Source organism: Nocardia heshunensis (genome assembly GCF_054782115.1).
Genome location: NZ_BAAGTC010000020.1, coordinates 392,988 through 409,945 on the forward strand (window position 1 = coordinate 392,988; position 16,958 = coordinate 409,945).

Annotated in this window: 18 protein-coding genes and 1 pseudogene; 11 read left to right on the forward strand and 8 right to left on the reverse strand. The window is 63.7% G+C overall.

The window, feature by feature from the left end:
- Window positions 1–91 precede the first annotated feature (91 nt).
- The 11 genes and pseudogenes from ACYVN4_RS38090 to ACYVN4_RS38140 all read left to right on the forward strand — a co-directional run bounded on the left by ACYVN4_RS38090 (window position 92) and on the right by ACYVN4_RS38140 (window position 8,358).
- Entirely contained in the window at window positions 92–481 is a 390-nt protein-coding gene (locus ACYVN4_RS38090; protein ID WP_460727846.1) for a hypothetical protein, read from the forward strand.
- The gene (locus ACYVN4_RS38095) at window positions 478–1,983 is read left to right on the forward strand and encodes a sodium:solute symporter family protein (protein ID WP_460727848.1); all 1,506 of its coding nucleotides are present in this window, start codon (window positions 478–480) and stop codon (window positions 1,981–1,983) included. The genes ACYVN4_RS38090 and ACYVN4_RS38095 overlap by 4 nt, the downstream gene beginning before the upstream one ends.
- 37 nt (window positions 1,984–2,020) lie before the next feature.
- Window positions 2,021–2,476 (forward strand): annotated as a pseudogene (gene rnhA, locus ACYVN4_RS38100) (ribonuclease HI); the annotation flags it as partial.
- Between the two features lie 360 nt (window positions 2,477–2,836).
- The gene (locus ACYVN4_RS38105; protein ID WP_460727851.1) at window positions 2,837–3,619 is read left to right on the forward strand and encodes a hypothetical protein; all 783 of its coding nucleotides are present in this window, start codon (window positions 2,837–2,839) and stop codon (window positions 3,617–3,619) included.
- Between the two features lie 47 nt (window positions 3,620–3,666).
- Window positions 3,667–4,527, forward strand: coding sequence for a hypothetical protein (locus tag ACYVN4_RS38110; RefSeq protein WP_460727853.1), 861 nt, complete (start codon window positions 3,667–3,669; stop codon window positions 4,525–4,527).
- Window positions 4,528–4,685: 158 nt separating this feature from the next.
- Entirely contained in the window at window positions 4,686–5,135 is a 450-nt protein-coding gene (locus ACYVN4_RS38115) for a hypothetical protein (RefSeq protein WP_460727855.1), read from the forward strand.
- A 128-nt stretch (window positions 5,136–5,263) separates the two neighbouring features.
- Complete coding sequence (locus ACYVN4_RS38120; RefSeq protein ID WP_460727857.1) at window positions 5,264–5,875, forward strand: hypothetical protein; 612 nt, start codon at window positions 5,264–5,266, stop codon at window positions 5,873–5,875.
- A gap of 116 nt (window positions 5,876–5,991) precedes the next feature.
- Window positions 5,992–6,351, forward strand: a complete 360-nt coding sequence (locus tag ACYVN4_RS38125; protein ID WP_460727859.1) for a WXG100 family type VII secretion target — start codon at window positions 5,992–5,994, stop codon at window positions 6,349–6,351.
- Complete coding sequence (locus tag ACYVN4_RS38130) at window positions 6,348–6,644, forward strand: WXG100 family type VII secretion target (RefSeq protein ID WP_379363983.1); 297 nt, start codon at window positions 6,348–6,350, stop codon at window positions 6,642–6,644. The genes ACYVN4_RS38125 and ACYVN4_RS38130 overlap by 4 nt, the downstream gene beginning before the upstream one ends.
- Window positions 6,641–8,131 (forward strand): colicin E3/pyocin S6 family cytotoxin, encoded by a 1,491-nt coding sequence (locus tag ACYVN4_RS38135; protein WP_460727861.1) that lies wholly within the window; start codon window positions 6,641–6,643, stop codon window positions 8,129–8,131. The genes ACYVN4_RS38130 and ACYVN4_RS38135 overlap by 4 nt, the downstream gene beginning before the upstream one ends.
- Window positions 8,128–8,358 carry a DUF7683 domain-containing protein gene (locus ACYVN4_RS38140; protein WP_460727863.1) on the forward strand — a complete coding sequence of 77 codons (231 nt, stop codon included), beginning with the start codon at window positions 8,128–8,130 and terminating at the stop codon, window positions 8,356–8,358. Before ACYVN4_RS38135 ends, ACYVN4_RS38140 begins: the two co-directional genes overlap by 4 nt.
- Before the next feature lie 26 nt (window positions 8,359–8,384).
- Here ACYVN4_RS38140 and ACYVN4_RS38145 read toward each other — a convergent pair whose 3' ends face one another.
- From ACYVN4_RS38145 to ACYVN4_RS38180, 8 genes are all read right to left on the reverse strand, one after another.
- A complete protein-coding gene (locus ACYVN4_RS38145; RefSeq protein WP_460727865.1) occupies window positions 8,385–8,945 on the reverse strand; it encodes an SUKH-3 domain-containing protein in 561 nt (186 codons plus the stop codon).
- A 60-nt stretch (window positions 8,946–9,005) separates the two neighbouring features.
- On the reverse strand, window positions 9,006–9,704 hold the full coding sequence (locus tag ACYVN4_RS38150; protein WP_460727952.1) for an enhanced serine sensitivity protein SseB C-terminal domain-containing protein: 699 nt from the start codon (window positions 9,702–9,704) through the stop codon (window positions 9,006–9,008).
- Window positions 9,704–10,042 carry a hypothetical protein gene (locus ACYVN4_RS38155; protein ID WP_460727867.1) on the reverse strand — a complete coding sequence of 113 codons (339 nt, stop codon included), beginning with the start codon at window positions 10,040–10,042 and terminating at the stop codon, window positions 9,704–9,706. Before ACYVN4_RS38155 ends, ACYVN4_RS38150 begins: the two co-directional genes overlap by 1 nt.
- Window positions 10,039–11,481 carry a WXG100-like domain-containing protein gene (locus ACYVN4_RS38160; RefSeq protein ID WP_460727869.1) on the reverse strand — a complete coding sequence of 481 codons (1,443 nt, stop codon included), beginning with the start codon at window positions 11,479–11,481 and terminating at the stop codon, window positions 10,039–10,041. The genes ACYVN4_RS38155 and ACYVN4_RS38160 overlap by 4 nt, the downstream gene beginning before the upstream one ends.
- Complete coding sequence (locus tag ACYVN4_RS38165; protein ID WP_460727871.1) at window positions 11,478–11,765, reverse strand: WXG100 family type VII secretion target; 288 nt, start codon at window positions 11,763–11,765, stop codon at window positions 11,478–11,480. The genes ACYVN4_RS38160 and ACYVN4_RS38165 overlap by 4 nt, the downstream gene beginning before the upstream one ends.
- Entirely contained in the window at window positions 11,762–12,097 is a 336-nt protein-coding gene (locus ACYVN4_RS38170) for a WXG100 family type VII secretion target (protein WP_460727873.1), read from the reverse strand. The genes ACYVN4_RS38165 and ACYVN4_RS38170 overlap by 4 nt, the downstream gene beginning before the upstream one ends.
- A 420-nt stretch (window positions 12,098–12,517) precedes the next feature.
- Complete coding sequence (locus ACYVN4_RS38175) at window positions 12,518–16,231, reverse strand: AAA domain-containing protein (protein ID WP_460727875.1); 3,714 nt, start codon at window positions 16,229–16,231, stop codon at window positions 12,518–12,520.
- Window positions 16,228–16,719 (reverse strand): hypothetical protein, encoded by a 492-nt coding sequence (locus tag ACYVN4_RS38180; RefSeq protein WP_460727877.1) that lies wholly within the window; start codon window positions 16,717–16,719, stop codon window positions 16,228–16,230. Before ACYVN4_RS38180 ends, ACYVN4_RS38175 begins: the two co-directional genes overlap by 4 nt.
- Window positions 16,720–16,958 lie beyond the last annotated feature (239 nt).

Sequence of the window (16,958 nt, forward strand, 5' to 3'; positions counted from 1 at the left end):
GCCACCGACCGCCGCGTGCCGCACCCCGGCCCGGCTCAACTCGCATGGAATAGTTCGCAAGGACAGCGATCCGCGACCACCCGGAGGACCCGTGTCCGATTCGGAATCCGCGCCGCCCACCGTCGGGCCGTCGCTCCGACAGCGTGGCCCTGCGTTGCTACTGCTCGCACTCCCCGGGCTGCTCTACTGCCTCGCCCCGGTCGTGGCCAACCGCACCGAGCCGCGCATCCTTGGCATCCCATTCCTGGTGGGATACCTGATCGTGGTCACGATCCTCGTCGGCCCCCTCATCTGGCTGGTCGCCCGCCTCGACCCCGCCTACCGTTCGGGCACAGCGGAATTCGTGCCCGCCGACGATCACTCGGGCGCATCCGGCAGCCTTACCTGGCCGCCCGCCGCGTCGACCACACCGTCCAATGAATCCGAACCACCCGGCCACTCCACACGGTCGTCCGACGGCGAAGCCGAGGACCCGCGATGACCGGCCAAGCTACCGTGGCGGTTTCACTGTTCGCCGTCGCCATGCTCGCAACGGTGGCGATCGGCATCCTCTCCGCTCGCGGCCGGGTTCGCTCGATGTCGGAGTGGTCGATCACCGAGCGCGGGCTCGGCACGATCTTCGTTCTGGTTCTGATGGCGGGTGAGAGCTATACGAGCTTCTCGTTTCTCGGTGCGGCCGGTTGGTCCTACCGGTACGGGATCCCGATCTTCTACCTGATCGCATATCTGAGCACCGGCCTGGCGGTGGCGTATCTAGTGGCTCCCGCGCTCTGGACGTACTGCGCCCGGCATCATCTGGTGTCGATCGCCGATATCGCCGAACATAGGTTTCGCTCAAGGCCTTTGGGCATCGCGGTCGCATTGATCTGCACGATTTTCCTGGTGCCGTACGTGCAGCTGCAGATCCAGGGTATGGGCGTGGTGGTCAATGCCATGTCCTATGGCGCGATCAACCTGAAGACTGCCGCGATCATCTCCTTCGTAGTAGCGGAAACCTTCATCCTGACCTCGGGCCTGCGCGGCTCAGCCTGGGTCAGCGTCCTGAAAGACAGCCTGGCCGTCCTGTCGATAGCCCTTCTCGCCGTGTACATCCCATGGCACTACTTCAACGGCCCCTCCGACCTCCTCAACCGCCTGGTCACCGACAAACCCCAATGGCTGACCTTCCCCGGCACAGGCGGCGGCACCTTCGGCGCCTCCTGGTTCGTCTCGACAATCCTCCTCAACGCGATCACCATCTGCGTCTTCCCCACCACCGTCGCGGGCTACCTCTCCGCCAAGTCCCCAAACGCCCTGCGCCGCAACTCGATCCTGCTGCCGTGGTATCAGATCCTCCTGCTGGTCCCCATCATGATCGGCGCAGCCGCCCTGTTCGCCGCACCAGCCCTGAAGAACCCCGACCTGGCCCTGTTCACCCTCGTCACCGACTCCCTCCCCGCCCCCATCGTGGCCCTCATCGGCATCGCAGGCGCCCTGTCCGCCATCGTCCCCATGAGCGTCTTCCTGATCGCCATCGGAACCCTGTGCGGCCGAACCATCCTCGGCGGCGGCCTCCGCGGCGGCGCAGCCTCCGATTCCCGCCAGCGCCGCAGCTCCCAACTGATCGGCCTCCTGGTTGGTGTCATCGCCTTGGGCGGAGCCCTCCTCTACCCGAAACTCTTGGTCAACCTGTCAGTCCTGTCCTACGAGGGCATCGCCCAACTCGTCTCCGCAGTAATCCTCGGCCTGTACTGGCGTCGCCTAACCGCCCTCGGTGTCGGCACGGGCCTGGTCACCGGAGGAGCAGTCGTCCTCCTGCTCCACGCCACCGGCCACGATCCCCTGCTCGGCGTGAACGGCGGCCTCTTCGCTCTGGCCGCCAACCTCCTCGTCGCGATGGCCGTATCCACGGTGACTCAGACCGATCCTCCCGCACAGCGCACCCCTGTCGGAGTCGCCAACTCGGCAACCACCACGACACCGACTCATCCGGGTGAGATGTAATGGTGCGGACCAGGACCGGGCGAAAGGCAGGAGCGGTATGGAGGTCCAGATCTACACCGACGGCGCATGCAGCCCGAATCCCGGACCTGGCGGTTGGGGAGCGATACTGCGCCACGGCGACCACGAACGCGAGATCCTCGGCGGCGATCCCGGCCCGACAACAAACAATCGGATGGAGCTGACCGCACCGATCCAAGCGCTCGAATGCCTCAAACGACGTTCGCAGGTGCGGATCTTCACCGACAGCACCTACGTCCGCAATGGGATCACCTCATGGGTGAAGAAGTGGCAGGCCAACGGCTGGCTCACCCAGAACAAGGAGCCGGTCAAGAACGAGGACCTATGGAAACAGCTGCACGCCTTGTGTTCCGAGCACCAGGTCGAATGGGAATGGGTGAAGGGCCACGCCGGACATCCGGAGAACGAGCGCGCTGACCGCCTCGCGGTGCGGGGCATGGTCGAGGAAGGCGGCGGTTCAGCCAAACAGCCCGGCGAGCGTGCGCCGCGAGCTCCCCGCCAACCGTCGAACGCCTCCACCAAATCCGCCACCCCCGCGAAACCCTGTGGTGCAGTGACCAAGACGGGCAAACCCTGCTCGGTGCCGGCTGGTGATTCCGGCCTCTGCCACGTCCACGACCCCGCCCTGCAATGCGGCGCGATCAACCGAAAAGGCGAGCCGTGCACCGTCGCAACCGGCGGCGGCCGCTGCAAATCCCACTACAGCATCCCGGACTAATCCGCCAAGGCCAAGGACTCCGCCGAGGGCAAGGCTGATCGTGAGCGCACGGATATGCGGGCGATTGCGACCGCATACGACGACCTTGCGACCGCATGCTCGAATGCCCACCGGGACATGGACTTTCCGCTTTCCGAGATCAAGACCATCTTCCAGCTGTACGTGCATCCACCGGTCGCTGTCGATTACAACTGGACGGTGACCGGAGTAAAGGACGCGGCATCCGACGCCGGCGTTCAGCTCGCCCGACTATCAGGTCTCCTCAGCACCTTGCTTGCCGCGGATTCCAAGTGGGGCAAGGCAATTGCCGATGCCAACGGCGAGATCTCGCGGATGGCGCCAGCATCGGCATACCAGGCGATCCAAGCGGCCATCCAGAAGATCAAACAGGCGGATCCGAACTCGATGTCGGATCAGATCGCCACGAATCCCGCTTCGTTCTGGGCGCCGGACTGGCCGGGCATCACCGCTGCCACGATCATCGGCAGAAAGACCGAAGTCACCCGTCAAATCATGGAGGAAGCCGCCAGGCAGGCCGACAACCCCGGATTTCTGAAGTGGGTCGAGACCTTGAAGATCAAAGGCGTCGATGTCGGCTTCAGCCGATTCGGACTCTTCGGCAGCGTGATCGGAACCCTGCCCTCGATTGCCGATGACATCAACGAAAGCCACATGAACCCGACCGAAGCGGTCGTGAGCGAATCCGGGGGGGCAGCGGCCGGAATCGCCGCGGCCGGGTGGACCAGCTCGCTGTTCGCCGTGGAAGGCGCGGCGGGTGGTGCCGAGGCGGGTGCGATTGTCGGCGCCGAGGTCGGGTCGGTCGTCGGCACGGTGGCGGGACTCGCCGTGGGCGCGGCCGTCGGGTATCTCATCCCGAAACTCATACAGTGGGCGTGGTGACAATGGAGTCGGCGCACGGACCGCGGAACTCGGTACCCTTTCCCGAATTGGAATGGAAGCAGACATGGCCGACGACCGGTGTAGCCGGGACAATTCTGGCTGCCGCGATTCCGTTCGCATTCCTGATCGCCGCTATCGGCGTGCTGATCATGACCATCGATCAGCATGGTGGACCAATCGCCATGATCGGAGGCTTGGGCGGCGCGCCGGGCCTCGCCGGAATCGCGGCGACCTTCGTCTTCCGCTGGGGGTTCGTCGGCCACCGGCTGTCCCCCGGTGTTCGCGCCCTCGATAGCGGCGGCGTGGTCCTTCGCGAAATGCGCGGGCTGTCGATCGCGTTGTCGGTCGGCCTGGCAGGGTTCGTGGTGTACGGGTTTTGCGCGTGGCTCGACTGGCAGAAATCCGGCAAGGACAGCACGCTGCTACCCGCGTCCAAGGACAGCTCCGGCGGCGCGAAGGTCGCCCTGGTCTTCGCGATCGTGCTCGGTGTGTGCCTCACCAGCTATCTCGTCATGAGCTTCCGCGCGAAGACGACCGTGACGCTGCGTCCGGCAGGAATCGAATGGGTTGCACCGGCACGCGCCGATCAGCGACCCACCCGCATCGACTGGGATGCGATCGACGCACTGGAACCGGGCCGGATCCGCACGGCGCGAAGCGAACTCGATGTCATCTATGTCGAGCGGCGGCCAGTTGACATCCCCGACGCGGCGACCCGCTTCGCCATCCCCGTCCATCGGCTCGCGTGTGCGCAGAACCAGCTGCTGGCGATCCTCGAATATGTACGCGGACATCCGGAGGCGCGAGACCTACTCGCCCGAGCCGATGCGCCCTCCTGGTTCTCCCCGCCCCCGCTGCGAAAGCGAATCGGCTCGGCCACTGGACCGCCGAGAAGGTCCGTCGAATGACCGACGAAATCCGTGACGACGAACGACTCCCGGCATGAGGCGGAAATTCGTATGCGGAAATCTGGCGCTCGGCAACGAACTACCAGGGACGCGGACCGCGATCTCCAGCGACGCAGTCCTCAAACGCGACAGCCGTCCAGCATCCCGAGGAGTCCCACGTGTCAGGCTCGGCACAGCGCCGGTTCGAGGAGATCGCGCAGAAGGCGCGCCGTGCCCAAGAGGCCATCGACCGGATCCGCGGCACGATCAAGATCGCAGGAGTTCGGATCGAAGTGGCGGCCGACGGCCGCATCACCGGCCTGGAGCTCGCGGATCAGGCTCTCGCGAAGACGATCGTCTTCGCGCACTCGCAGGCACTCGATCAAGCCAAGGAGCAGGTTGCCGATCATCGGCGACCACTCACCGATGATCCTGCCGTCTCCTCGATCCTCCGCTTCCTCATCGCAGAGGAAGCAAGCCCCACACCCACGCAACAGGACACCACAGTGTCGACCACAGCCAGCGGGCCCATTCCACCGAAGACCCCCGCGCCAGAACCGTGGGACGACCCCGACTACCAGAACCCCTTCGCATTGCCACGCCATATCCAACGCCGATACGGAATTTGAACAATCTGAGGCTTCGAATCCTTAAGTCATTCATGCACTTCGACAGCCAGGCTGTGAGGCCGCCGCCATACTGAGGGTGTGAGCCGGCAAGGGGCGGACTGGCTGGCGGTGCATCGAGGGAGTGGATCATGGCCCAGGGTGAGGAGTCGGCCGGATTTCGAGGCGGGGAGCCTTCGCGGCTCAGGACATTGGCTCAGTTGCGGGCCGAAGGGCTCGTACCCAAGACAATTCAGAAGCCCGCAGCCTATCTCGAACGCATCATCGACGGAGATGTCTGGCGCACTGAGCTTTACGACGCTGCTGCCGCCGAAGCGACTGTGGGACCGACCTTTGCCCCAGACCGATCGGGATTCGGCTCGATCCTTCCTGGACAGGCTCTCGTCGTGGTGGGCTGGACCCGCCATTCACTACCTATTGTCGACGGTCGGCGGGTGGACTTCGATCGACCGACGAAACTCCACGCCAGCACCGACCGGATCCATACCGTATGCCGAGTCCTGATTCCGGAAATCGCGGACGTCGTCACCGACGACACGTCCGTCTGGCATCTCCATGTGACCTGCTACAACTGCGCGTTTCGCCTCTGGAAGACCCATGCTCCCGAGGGTTTTTGCCGGCCACGCAATGGCGACGACTTTCCTCCGCAACGGATCTGTGGACACGGCAACCGCGCGGACGAGTGCCTCGTGTGCGCATCGCCGGGTACATCCCGCACGCTGGAGGACGAACCTCCCTTCTGAGGATCGCAGCGCTCAGTCGCAGGTCGCGACGACCTCATCAACACGCCAACGACCCGCCGACATGTTCACCTGATCGCCCTCTACCAACCAACGCATGATTGCTGTCGTGTTGCGCTATGCTCGCCCGCGCGGGAATGGAGGAAGTGATGGGGGTTGGATCGGAACCGGCTGGTCCTGGGAATTTCGAGATCGTGCCTGAGGATGTGCGCGTCTTCGGGCGGATCGCGTACCAGGTCGCCGAACAGTTACGGGAGGCGACCGCGACACTCGACAGGGAGGTGCGAGGGCTGCGGAGTTCCTGGACCGGGGTAGCGGCCGACTCGTACGGCACGGGCTGGAACGAAGTGCACGCCGGAGCCGTCGAAGCATGGGAAGCCCTGTTAGAGCTGGCTGGGAAACTCGGTATCACCGCGGACGCCCTGTCTGCCACAGATACCGCAGTCGCCAGCGGCGTGGAAGCGCTGGAGCTGCCGTGAACAGCAATGACTACTCGGTCGACCTGAATCACATCGATCAGGTGACCACCCGGATTCGCACTTTTGCCGAATACCTGACCGACCACCTCACCGAGCTCGAACTTCGAGCACAGCAATTGAAGCCTTCGTGGACCGGCGAGGCGGCTGCGGCCTACGACCATGCGCACGGAGAGTGGATCAATGCCGCCCGGGCGGTACACACAGGATTGAAGCAGCTGGAGGCTGCCGCCCGCGCCGCGCACGGCAACTACGGCAACGCGACCAGTGCGAACACCCGGATGTTCGACGTATGAGCCCAACCACGACCGTTTCTCCGGATGCACTGACAGCGGCGGGCGCTGCACTCATCACCGTCTCGGGTGGCGTCTCCACTCAGCTGTCGGCGCTGCAGACCGGCCTCTCCGACTGTGGTGGCATATGTGGTGACGATCCTGCCGGGGTCGTGCTCGCCCACGCCGTGGACAAGACCGGCCGCCAGCTGATGGACGCGCTGACCAATCTCGTCAACGGCACCGCTCGCATCGGCGACGCGATCAAGGCATGCGGCGCCAATCACGGCAACGCCAACAGCTCGTCGGACATCAACTCCCGCAACGCCTGCGTCATCCAATTCCCGCTCCCGACACCGGCGCTCGCGGTGAAGTACCCGCCGACCAGCGAAGGCGGTGGCGGTGAACCGTTCTTCGCCAAGGCTATTGAATCCTTGGTCGGCATCGTGTGCCCGAACGGGCACCAGGACAAGCTGCGCGCGGCCGCTACCGCCTGGCGCGCGATGAGCGCCGAATGTACCAGCGCCGCAGCTGGTCTCACCAGTCCGTCCAATGCCGTAGCGATGCAGGAAATCACCGAGGGCGAGCAGATCGGTACCGCGATAACAGCGCTCCGAGACTGGCTCACCAATACCGCGGCATCGTGCACAACCCTTGCGGGCCAACTCGATCAATACGCCGACCACCTCGACTCGGTGCATCGGGCGTTGAAGGATCTGGCCGCCAAGATCGCGAAGCCATCGTCGCTGTTGAAGGGTGTCGTCCACCTGTTCACCGGTGGCCACGACGGTGTCGCCGACGACATACGCACGGTCTTGCACAATTTCAAGGCCGAAGCCGACGCCCTCGCCACCTTGGTCGCCGCGGATGTCGCTGCGCTCGAACAGGTTGCCGAGGGCGCGGCGCGCTACGCCGGCATAGTGCTCTACAACGTGGCCGCCGACCTGGTCAACATCGTCGCTTCCTATGGCAATGCGATCCAACAAGATCCGCTGCGAATGGGCATCGACATGGCGACCACGGCAGCCGGTGTCGCGACCATGATTCTCGGCGGCGGTGGCGAAGTCCTCGGAGCCGGTCTCGATCTGACGGGTATCGGTGCCGTCGCAGGGGTTCCGATCAACATCGCCTCCGCTGGAGTCATCGCCGCAGGCGCGGGACTCACAGGTTTGGGTGTCATCGACGCCACCCGTGACGCTCGCGCGCACATGGTCACACCGATGGCCAGCAAGAACCCGGGCGGCGGGCGACAAGTCATGCGTGAACCCGCACCCGGCAGTCTCAAGGCATTCCCGGACGCGAAGACCGCCAAGCCGAAGACACCGGTGCAGGGTGGTGGAGGGCGGCGACCCAGGTGGGTCGATGGCAAGGGCAAGATCTACGAGTGGGACTACCAGCACAAGACTGTCGAGGTCTACAGCAAAGACGGAAAGCGCCATCTCGGCGAATTCGATCCCGAGACCGGCGTCCAGACCAAACCAGCTGATCGGAGCAGGAGCGTGGAGAAGTGAAGCTCATTCTGATGGGTTTCGACAATACGACCGAGACTCTGTCCGAGGATTTCGACGTCACCCGAATCGGTCTCGATGCCGCCGTCGAAATCCTCGACATTGCGATCGAGGAGTTCGTCGGCGACTACGAGCTGGATGCCGCTCAGCTGGCGAGGATCTCAGACTTGACCGACCTCACGCTCGACCCAGCGGTCTGCGACTACTTCCTTGGTCTGCGAGCCGACTGAGCGACAGCGTTCTCGGCCATGAAGATTCACACTCGAACGGGTCGGCGTGGGCGGGCGTGGTTGTAGGTGAGCATCGCGATCGGGGACCGGTGACGCCGAATAGCGAGATCCAAAGCTTGGGGGAAAGTGCTGCCCAGCAGATGGAGGCCACGAGGACCGTCCGATACGACAGCTCCATTGTCGAGGATCAGGAGAAAGGCGGTGCCAGTCGAGTTGACCGCAAGGGGGGTCATTCGATGGCCGATCGTCAGCTCGAGATCCGCGTAGCGCTCGTACATCCCGCTCCCGACATCCACCGGATCGAAGAACAGTGTTTCGGCGTGGCGACCGGCGTCGGGTGTCTCCGGGACGTGCAGGGCCAGGTTTCCGAAACCTTCGAGGATGGCGGCCGCGGCCGCGGTCACCTCATAGCCCTCCCCTTCAAGACGGTCGACCCACATCGAAATGTCGATCCGACGGGCCGGGGTCCAGCCCGCAGCGGTGACAACCTGTGTCGTAATGGGATTCGGCCAGAAGAAGCGCATAGAGGATATTCGACGCTGGAGGCCGGGGAGCATGTCTCGATTTGATCGAGATTGCTCGGGCACCCCGGCAGTTGGGTGAGGGGTCGCCGAAGTCGAGCTTCCGTTCAGCCGGTCCGCTGTGAACTATGGAGCGATCCTCGGCAGGGCTACGACCTGGCGGTCGAACTCGTCCTCACCGTCGATGCTGAAGTACACATCGACTCGGTATTCCAACGGGAACTGAGATGCGACCTGCTGCACAAGGGCGGCGGTGTGCTGCTTGATGGCAGGCGAAGAATCGGAAAGCTCGATACCGATCAAGAATGCGGGCTGATCGGCACCGATCTGCATCAAACCGAATCTGGCCGTCTGCAATTCGCCGATATGCCGCAGTTCCTGAGAGAGTCTCTCTAGAAACTCGTCGGGTCGGCGCACGGGTTGCCCTAGTCTGACTTCCGAATTCGCCGCTACCGTCATCGATCCGCCCCGAAGCGCATCGATTCCGGAAGAGGTGATCGGTAGACCTGGCGCTGGTGCACGCCAGTTCAAGGCGATCCCAACTCCAGCCGGAATGAGCTGCACGAGCCGAGTCACCGCCAGTGCGATTCTCGGGACCTCCCCAGCAGCGAGGACCAGCTGTTCCTCAGACGAATAGGCGGGCACGAATTGTGCGCCCTCGATCGTCACGCCGAGAAGGCCCTGTGCACCCGCCGCACTACCATCAGGCGATACAGGCACGTACAGCGAGGAATCTCGAAGCCGTTGCAGCAGTTCCGAATTCGACAGCCGACCATCCTTCGCCGCGGCGAGAGATGCTTCGAGCTGGTTGCCGGGATGCGGCATCACTCGCCCTTCCCCGGACCGATGGAACGCTCGAGCGATTCGAGCTTGGTCTCGAAATCGATGTTCACCACCCGCTGCTCGTCGAAGTCGTCGCGCACGAGATAGAAGTCCGTGATGTTCCGACCACCGGCATACAGCTCCGACACGAACTCCGCCGTCTCGCGTACGGCCTGCTCGTCGTCAACGTCTGCGTCAGCGAGGTAGCGGGCCATTTCGGCAAACCTGTTCCGCCAGAACAACACATCACCGCGACGCGCCTCGCTCTCCAGAACGGAAAGAATATCGGCAACCGCCTGCGCAGCCTGCTCGCGGCCGCGGTGATACTGCTCGACGTTCACTTCAGAGGCCCCGATCCGACGACTTGGACGCCAGGAATCTTCCAAGGCGTCGGGACGAATATCTGGTCCGCCGCACCGCCGAGATAGGCCCCTGACTGGTATCCGACCGGGCCAACATACACCTCGGTCCCGGCCGGGATTTTGACCGAGAACACCGTGTCGATCGGCGATTCGCCGGTCAGGACGCCAGTCTTCGGGTCGATCCACTGGGGCTTCACCGCACTGTCGACACGCACATTGGCCACCGAGGCGGGCGGCTCGGCCGTAAACCACTGTCCCAGTGGAGTATCCGCGGTGCCGCCACGGTAGAGGGTGACATCGTCCTTCAACACCACCGTGTTGTACTTGCCGCCGGCGAATGCCGCTGCGGCGTTCTCGTTCATCGCTGCGAGCGGGCCCGGGTTCTCGACCATGTTGAATTCGTAGGCAGAACCAGCGGGCTTCGAAGCGGAGATCGTCAGCCGCGTGCGAACTGCATTCACCCACTGGGAAACCTTGGTGCCCAAGGCACCTGCGCGCTCGAACAGGGTGGTCGTGATCCGCGTAGCAATCGCGCGTGCTTTGGTGGCCAGCTCCGCGATGATCGCTGCGACGCGTCGCGCCTTGACCGCAATCCGTGCGCCCAGCGCGGTGTTTCCCGCTGCCTCCGAGATTCCAGCCGTGAACGGCGCTAGCACGGCGAAGAAAGCTTCCCCGATCACGGCCTCGGCCGCGAATTCCTTGAGCTCGTCCAGGATCTTGTGGTGTGCGTCGTCCAGGTGGTGGGCGTACTCACCGCATGCGTCACCGAGCAGTTGGCAGATGTCGCCGAGGCTGTTGAGATCGGTTTGGTGGGAGGTGCAGGCCGCGATTGCGCCCGGAATCTCCTCTGACTGCTGGTTTTGCAGCAACGTGACCGATTGAGCGGCCTCGGTCGACAGGATTCGGAAGTCGGTGGCTGCGGTGTGCCATGCGGCTTCCGCAGCGTGCAACTCGTCCTGATGGCCATTCGGCCACATGGCGCCGACCGCTTCCTTGATCAGCGACCAACCGAAGGGCTCGGGGATGCCGTCGCCTGCCGCAGAGGGCACGGTGTCGACGAAACACGGCGTGGGGAGCAAGGTCGGCGGAGCGGGTGGGGGCACAGCGTCGTGATTGGCCGCGGCCTCGGCAACCGCATGGTTGTACGCACCGGCCGCGAGTAGATTCCGGGTGTCGGAGCAGGCACCCACCAGCGCCGCGGACGCCTTCAGAGCCTCGGCTGCGGTCTGGTCGTAGGCCTTGGCCCATTCCTGCCCGACACTGTCGCTGCCGGCCATGCCGGCATTGGCGGCCAACACGCCGACGAGCCCTCCATGAGTGGCCTCAGCGTCGGTGGCAACAGAGCCATAGACCTCCCCCGCGGAGTGATAGTCCTCGGCATGCCACACGATCAAGGGCACGGTCGGTGTCGGACTCACGGCCACATCCCCTTGTTCGTCGGGCCGACCACGCTGTACGCGCCATGCGCTGCCCGCAGCCGTTTCCGCAGTTCACCCAGAGCTTCACGCATCTCGGTCACTGCGGCCACCCGCTCCTCGTGTGCTTGCCGGTGCGCGACCGCAGCCTCACCGGCCCAATTCACATGCAGCTCGTCGACTCGTTTCTCGATGGCTGTAATGCGGTCCTCGATGACGGTCTCCAGCGCCGCCGCACCGTCGATCAATTGCTGTAGTCCGGTCAGGTCCACCCGGTAGTCGCTCATCCCCGCTCCACCGGTGGCAGATCCAGACTCGATCGCTCAGCGTTGATCGCATCCCCGTGCGATCGATCCGTCGACGCGAACTCGGCCGCGGCCTGCCGCAGCAACCCCGCATCGGTCGAGAATGAGCCCACAACACGGCGAGCTCCGCCTTCCCACTGCGCCCAGGGGTCTTCATGCGACGTAGCCGCCGCACCTTGCCACTCGGCACCAACAAACGCGCGAACTTCGCGCATCTGCTTCTCGACCGCATCACCGATCTCGCGTGCGACCTGGTCAAGCCAGCCCGCGACCGCGTCCAACTCTTCCGGGCCGACGGCAATATCTCCCGCCATGCCCAAGAGGCTAACCTGCGGCTATCAAACTCGCGCGCCTGGGACACCAGCGCAAGCGATCATTTGCGAATCGATTGCCAGAAGGCTGCCTACCGCCCGGCCTATCGGTACGGCTGATCCAGCCAGCAAGTGGCCGGCAACGAAAGCCCGCATCCCCTCGGTGAGATGGGTGCCCTGGTTGCCCCAGACCACCCACCAAGGGACCGCCGAGTTGGTGATGGGCGCATATAAGCAGGTCGCGATACTCGGTTCAGGCGAAACTTCTTCGCCGCGTTCTGCTTTCGCTGTCGCGGCGGGGCCGGTAGATCAACAGTGCGCTGTGTACGGGCCGGTAACAGGCCAGGTCGAGCGTGGCATCGTGTTGATCAGATTCGCCACATGTTCCGACAGGAGCTATCCGGAGAGGCGATTTCCGGCGGTTCACGACCCCTTCGAGTCGGCGTGACCACGCACCGGTTGGCCGGCAAACAACACCCATGCCGGGATCCTGGCGGCATCCACCCCGCGCCTGGGGCTATGTCGTAAGCGAGTGCGCTGCAGCATTAGTCGCAAATGACGGCCGGCGTCCGCGTCCGCTGCCGCAGACTGGTCGAGAATATAGGCCTTCGCGGTTCGACCGCGCACGTCTATTGCGTCGGTGTAGTGGCCGAACAGCCGAACTCCGAACTCGAGCTGACCATGGGCCTGGGTTGTCAGCCATTTGTGCAAACGCTTCAAAGGCTCGCTCGATCCCGGCAGAGTGAGATCGGCGTCGCCAGCGGCGGCGGACATGAGCTCCTGCCCGATTCGACGCCCTTCCCAGACTCGGCCATCCCCAATGATGTGCAGCTGGGAGCGCGCACGGGTGATCGCGACATTCCATAGGTTGGGTTGCTTATCGATCCAGTCGATCGAGCCGTTCGGCATGTCAGGGGTGGCGACCAGGGAGAAGATCATCACGTCACGCTCACCACCTTGGAACGTGTGGACTGTGCCGACCTTGACCCGATCGTCCGAGCCCAGTAGCTCCTCGATCGCAAGGGCCTGCGGTTTGAACGGGGTGACCACGCCGATCGTCGCCGTATCCGGAAGATCGTCGGATTCGCGCAAACTGTCGATCAACTCGATGACCGCACGGATCTCGTCGAGGTTGCGCCACGAACCTCGCCGTCCGCGTTCCGCGACACCGAGCACATCGCGCCAGTTCACCGCGGCATCGTCCCTTCCGACGCGCGAGCTCACGTCGGTCATGACTATGAGCTGACCGTTGTAGAACAGCCGATTAGCGATCTCGGCAATCCGTGGATGGCACCGAAAGTGCTCATCCAACAGCATGCTCTCACCGAAGGCTCGAGCAGCCGCGTGAAAGGCGGAATGACGTGGATAAGACATGTCATGACGATCCAGCCACGCGGCAGTGATCGACGCGGTATGCCGTGCGACGGCGTCGCTCTGCGGGTCCACGAGCGCAATGTGGTTGAGCTGCATCGGATCACCGATGATCAGGGCACGCTTGGCCCGATACAACAATGGCAGCACGGCCGGTATCGAGCACTGACTTGCCTCGTCGATTACCACAAGGTCGAACAGTCCAGGTCTGGGTGGGAAGGCACGCGCGGACTGCGCGGTCACCGCCCAAGCCCGCGCCGCGGGTAACGCCGCGATCTTGGGCCCCCAATCGCTGACGGCCCGATTGTTCAGCAACGCGTCGAGTTGCCGACGACCCGCAAAGGCCGCGGTGCGAATCGTACTGTCCAGCAATGCCAGAGACGCGGACCGCATCCCATTGTCAGCCCTGTCTACCCCGGCCATAAGACTGGCGTCATCTTCTCGCGAGTCGTTCTCGCTGCACGCCGCTCGCCAATCGATTTCAGCGGTCGCGAGTCCGATCAAACCAGCACAACGCCTGATGGGATCGGCTGCACTATCGGACAGCCCGAGCCACCGCAGTAGTCGCCCGCATCGCCAGGCAGCGATCATCGGAATACGTTTGGCTGCTTTGGCCTTCCTTATGATCCGGGCTGGATCATGTGCTTTGAACAACGCCAGGACTCGATCGTCGTCGAGCGACAAGGCCGCAGCTTGCTCGTCGCGCCGCACGGCGGCATCCAGCAACTGGCGTTCCAGGTTCGCGGCGGCCGTCAGCACTTTTCGTTGCGAGTCACATATCGCAGCGGCAGCTTCGGCATTCAGCAACGCGGTCTGCACATTCGTTGACGGAAGCTCCAACCGCGTAAGGCTCGCCAGCCCGGCCTGGGTCTTGGTCCGCGCTTCCCGATTACCGGTTCGGATAACGGTGCCGGGCAGCAATTTCTCGCAACGCTCCCATACCTCGTCCACGGCCCTGTTGTTGGTGGACGCGACAAGTACGGTCTGCCCATTGGCGACGGCCGTAGCCACCAGATTGGCAACGAGTTGACTCTTTCCCGTTCCAGGTGGCCCGGTAGCGACGGTGAGCGGGTTTACCATCGCCGACCGGATCACCGCCTCCTGGGATTCGTTACATTCCAGAGGCGTGACCAGGACGACCGTTGACGCACCCCCGTCGGCGCGTGGTCGAACAGCGGGGTCGGGAGCCAGGGCCGCGAGTGCGGTAGACGCGATTTGGGGTGCCTTCACAGCAATCTCGGCCAGATCGGTGAGCAACTGCTTGTTGGGACCCGATTCGACGGACTGCATCCGGAACAACACCGCGGCATTGCGCGCTCCATCGATGGACGTATCGACATCGATTGTGGTCGCGAGCAAGTCTGGTTCGGGATCCTCGACCGAGGTGATCTCGAATTCATTGCGGAGCAACTGCCGCAGTTCGGAGGCCATCCGCTCGTACTCGCCCGCGTGCCACGTCGGCTGATAGTCCTGTACGAACGCGGCGATCTCGTCCGGCTTCATGAACGCCTGGAGGATCGAAGGATGAACGATCGGCGTACCAACCGGTGCCAGCCGACTCTCACCACCGGACTGAACCACCTCGACCCTGCGAATTAGCAGTGGCGCGAACAGTGGCCGGTTGTCACGTCGATCGCGCCGCAGCCGGTTCGTCACGACCACAGCCGGATACCCGGCCCAGAGTTGTTCCCGGGATTCCGTCATTCGAGCGACGAAATCCTTGGATTCGGGCGGGATCTCGATCGCATGGTCGGAGTCGACCGCGCCCACCAACAATCGTTCGCGGCCCTGCAGACAGACGTAGGTGTCGTCGGCGTCATCCACGGATAACCACGACTCCCCCTCTGAGTCGAGGCAGTGCCGGTAGTAGCTGATCAGCTGGTCCCATCGCGGCACACCATCTTTGGCCGACTTGTCCGGGAGATCGACACCAGCGACCGGTTCCACGTTGTGCGCCAGGGTGATCGGTGACAGTGGTGAGAGCGCGAGGATCATTCGCGCGTCGACGCCTGATGCGGAGATGACCGGGACCTGCCCCGCATCGTTCCTGCGCAGTTTCTCGTTGACATATTCGAACAGATCCTTGACAGAGACCTCGCGACGGCCGCGCGCTGCTTCACCGGTGCACAGTGCATTGACGAGAACATTTGTGAATACCGAGGGTTCGTCCGAATCACGGCCCGCGAACGAGAGCTCGCCCGCTCGCGAGGACGAAACGACATAAACGCCGCGCGCAGCCAAGGCCGCCGACGGCCTTGCGTCGCCGGGGGTAGCGCCTCCCTTCGCGGACGGTCGCGCATTCGCTGGGGCGGGCGGAGTGTCCGCGGTGCGTAGCCCAACAGCGAACCCGCCGCTGCGGCAGCTATCGATGATGACGATCTTCTGCGGCGCGAGACAGGCTTCCAGTAGATCGTTGACGTAGGTTGCGCGCATAGCCGTCGCCGCAAGACGACTCGGATCGCTATCGGTTGCGATGAAATGGAACTCACCGGTATCCGCTATCGATCGGTCGCCATGCCCGGAGAAGTAGAGCAACGTCAGCTCGTCCTCACGGCTGTCACCGAGAAAAGCGTCGAGCCGTTCGCGCATCTGGTCGAGGGTGAGGTCGATCAGGGAGTCCACGTCGAACCCGCCGATCCGCCGGTCCGAGAGCGCCTCCGCCATCAGCTCGAGGTCACGACGCACCGACGGGAGGGGCGGATAGTCTGCGTGGCCGTAAATCTCGTTGCCGATAAGCAGCGCACGGCGGCGAACGAGCCTGGTCACGACTCGTCCTCCTCATGTTCTTCGTCCATGCTGTCGAAGAACTTCTCGACGATGGCGAGCTGGTCGTTCGGGTTGCCCTCGATCAGCAACGAGCGGCCGTCCCACCGCATCTCGACCCGCCGCTGGCGGTTCATACCGCACCATTCCCGAACGAGTGTCGCCACCAATCGAATGGATTCGATCCCCGCACCGGTGCTCGCCAGGAGGACCAGCTCGTCACCGATTCCGCCCTTGTGACCGGACGTCAGCGTCTCGGATGTCTGATGGAGAACCTGCACTCCGCCGGATTCGAGATGAACGCGCAGCTCCCGAGTCAATCGTTCGGTGAACATGCTGCCCGATCCGGTCAGCACCTCCACATGCCAGATTCCTTCGCTCACCACAACCCCCCTTGTGATATACCCCGCGCGACGAACCGGCCGCAGGCCCAGTATGCATGGCAAATCGATTGCGGCAGATATGAATTCAACGACGAAGTCAGAATCCACACAAAACAACTAGTTGCTACGCCTACCGCGATGACACCGGCCCCGTGACCCCCATCCGCTTGTGACGACCTCCGCTCGGACGAGCGGCGTTCAACCAGACTGACGCAATTCCTCTGCTAGCCGCAAGTTCCGGTCGGTTGGTTCGTTAGCCACAAATTGTCGCTTGTGAAATACGAGAACCCCACTCTTCCGAACTGATCTTCAGGGACAATCGCACTGTGCAAAGGGCGAGGGGGAAG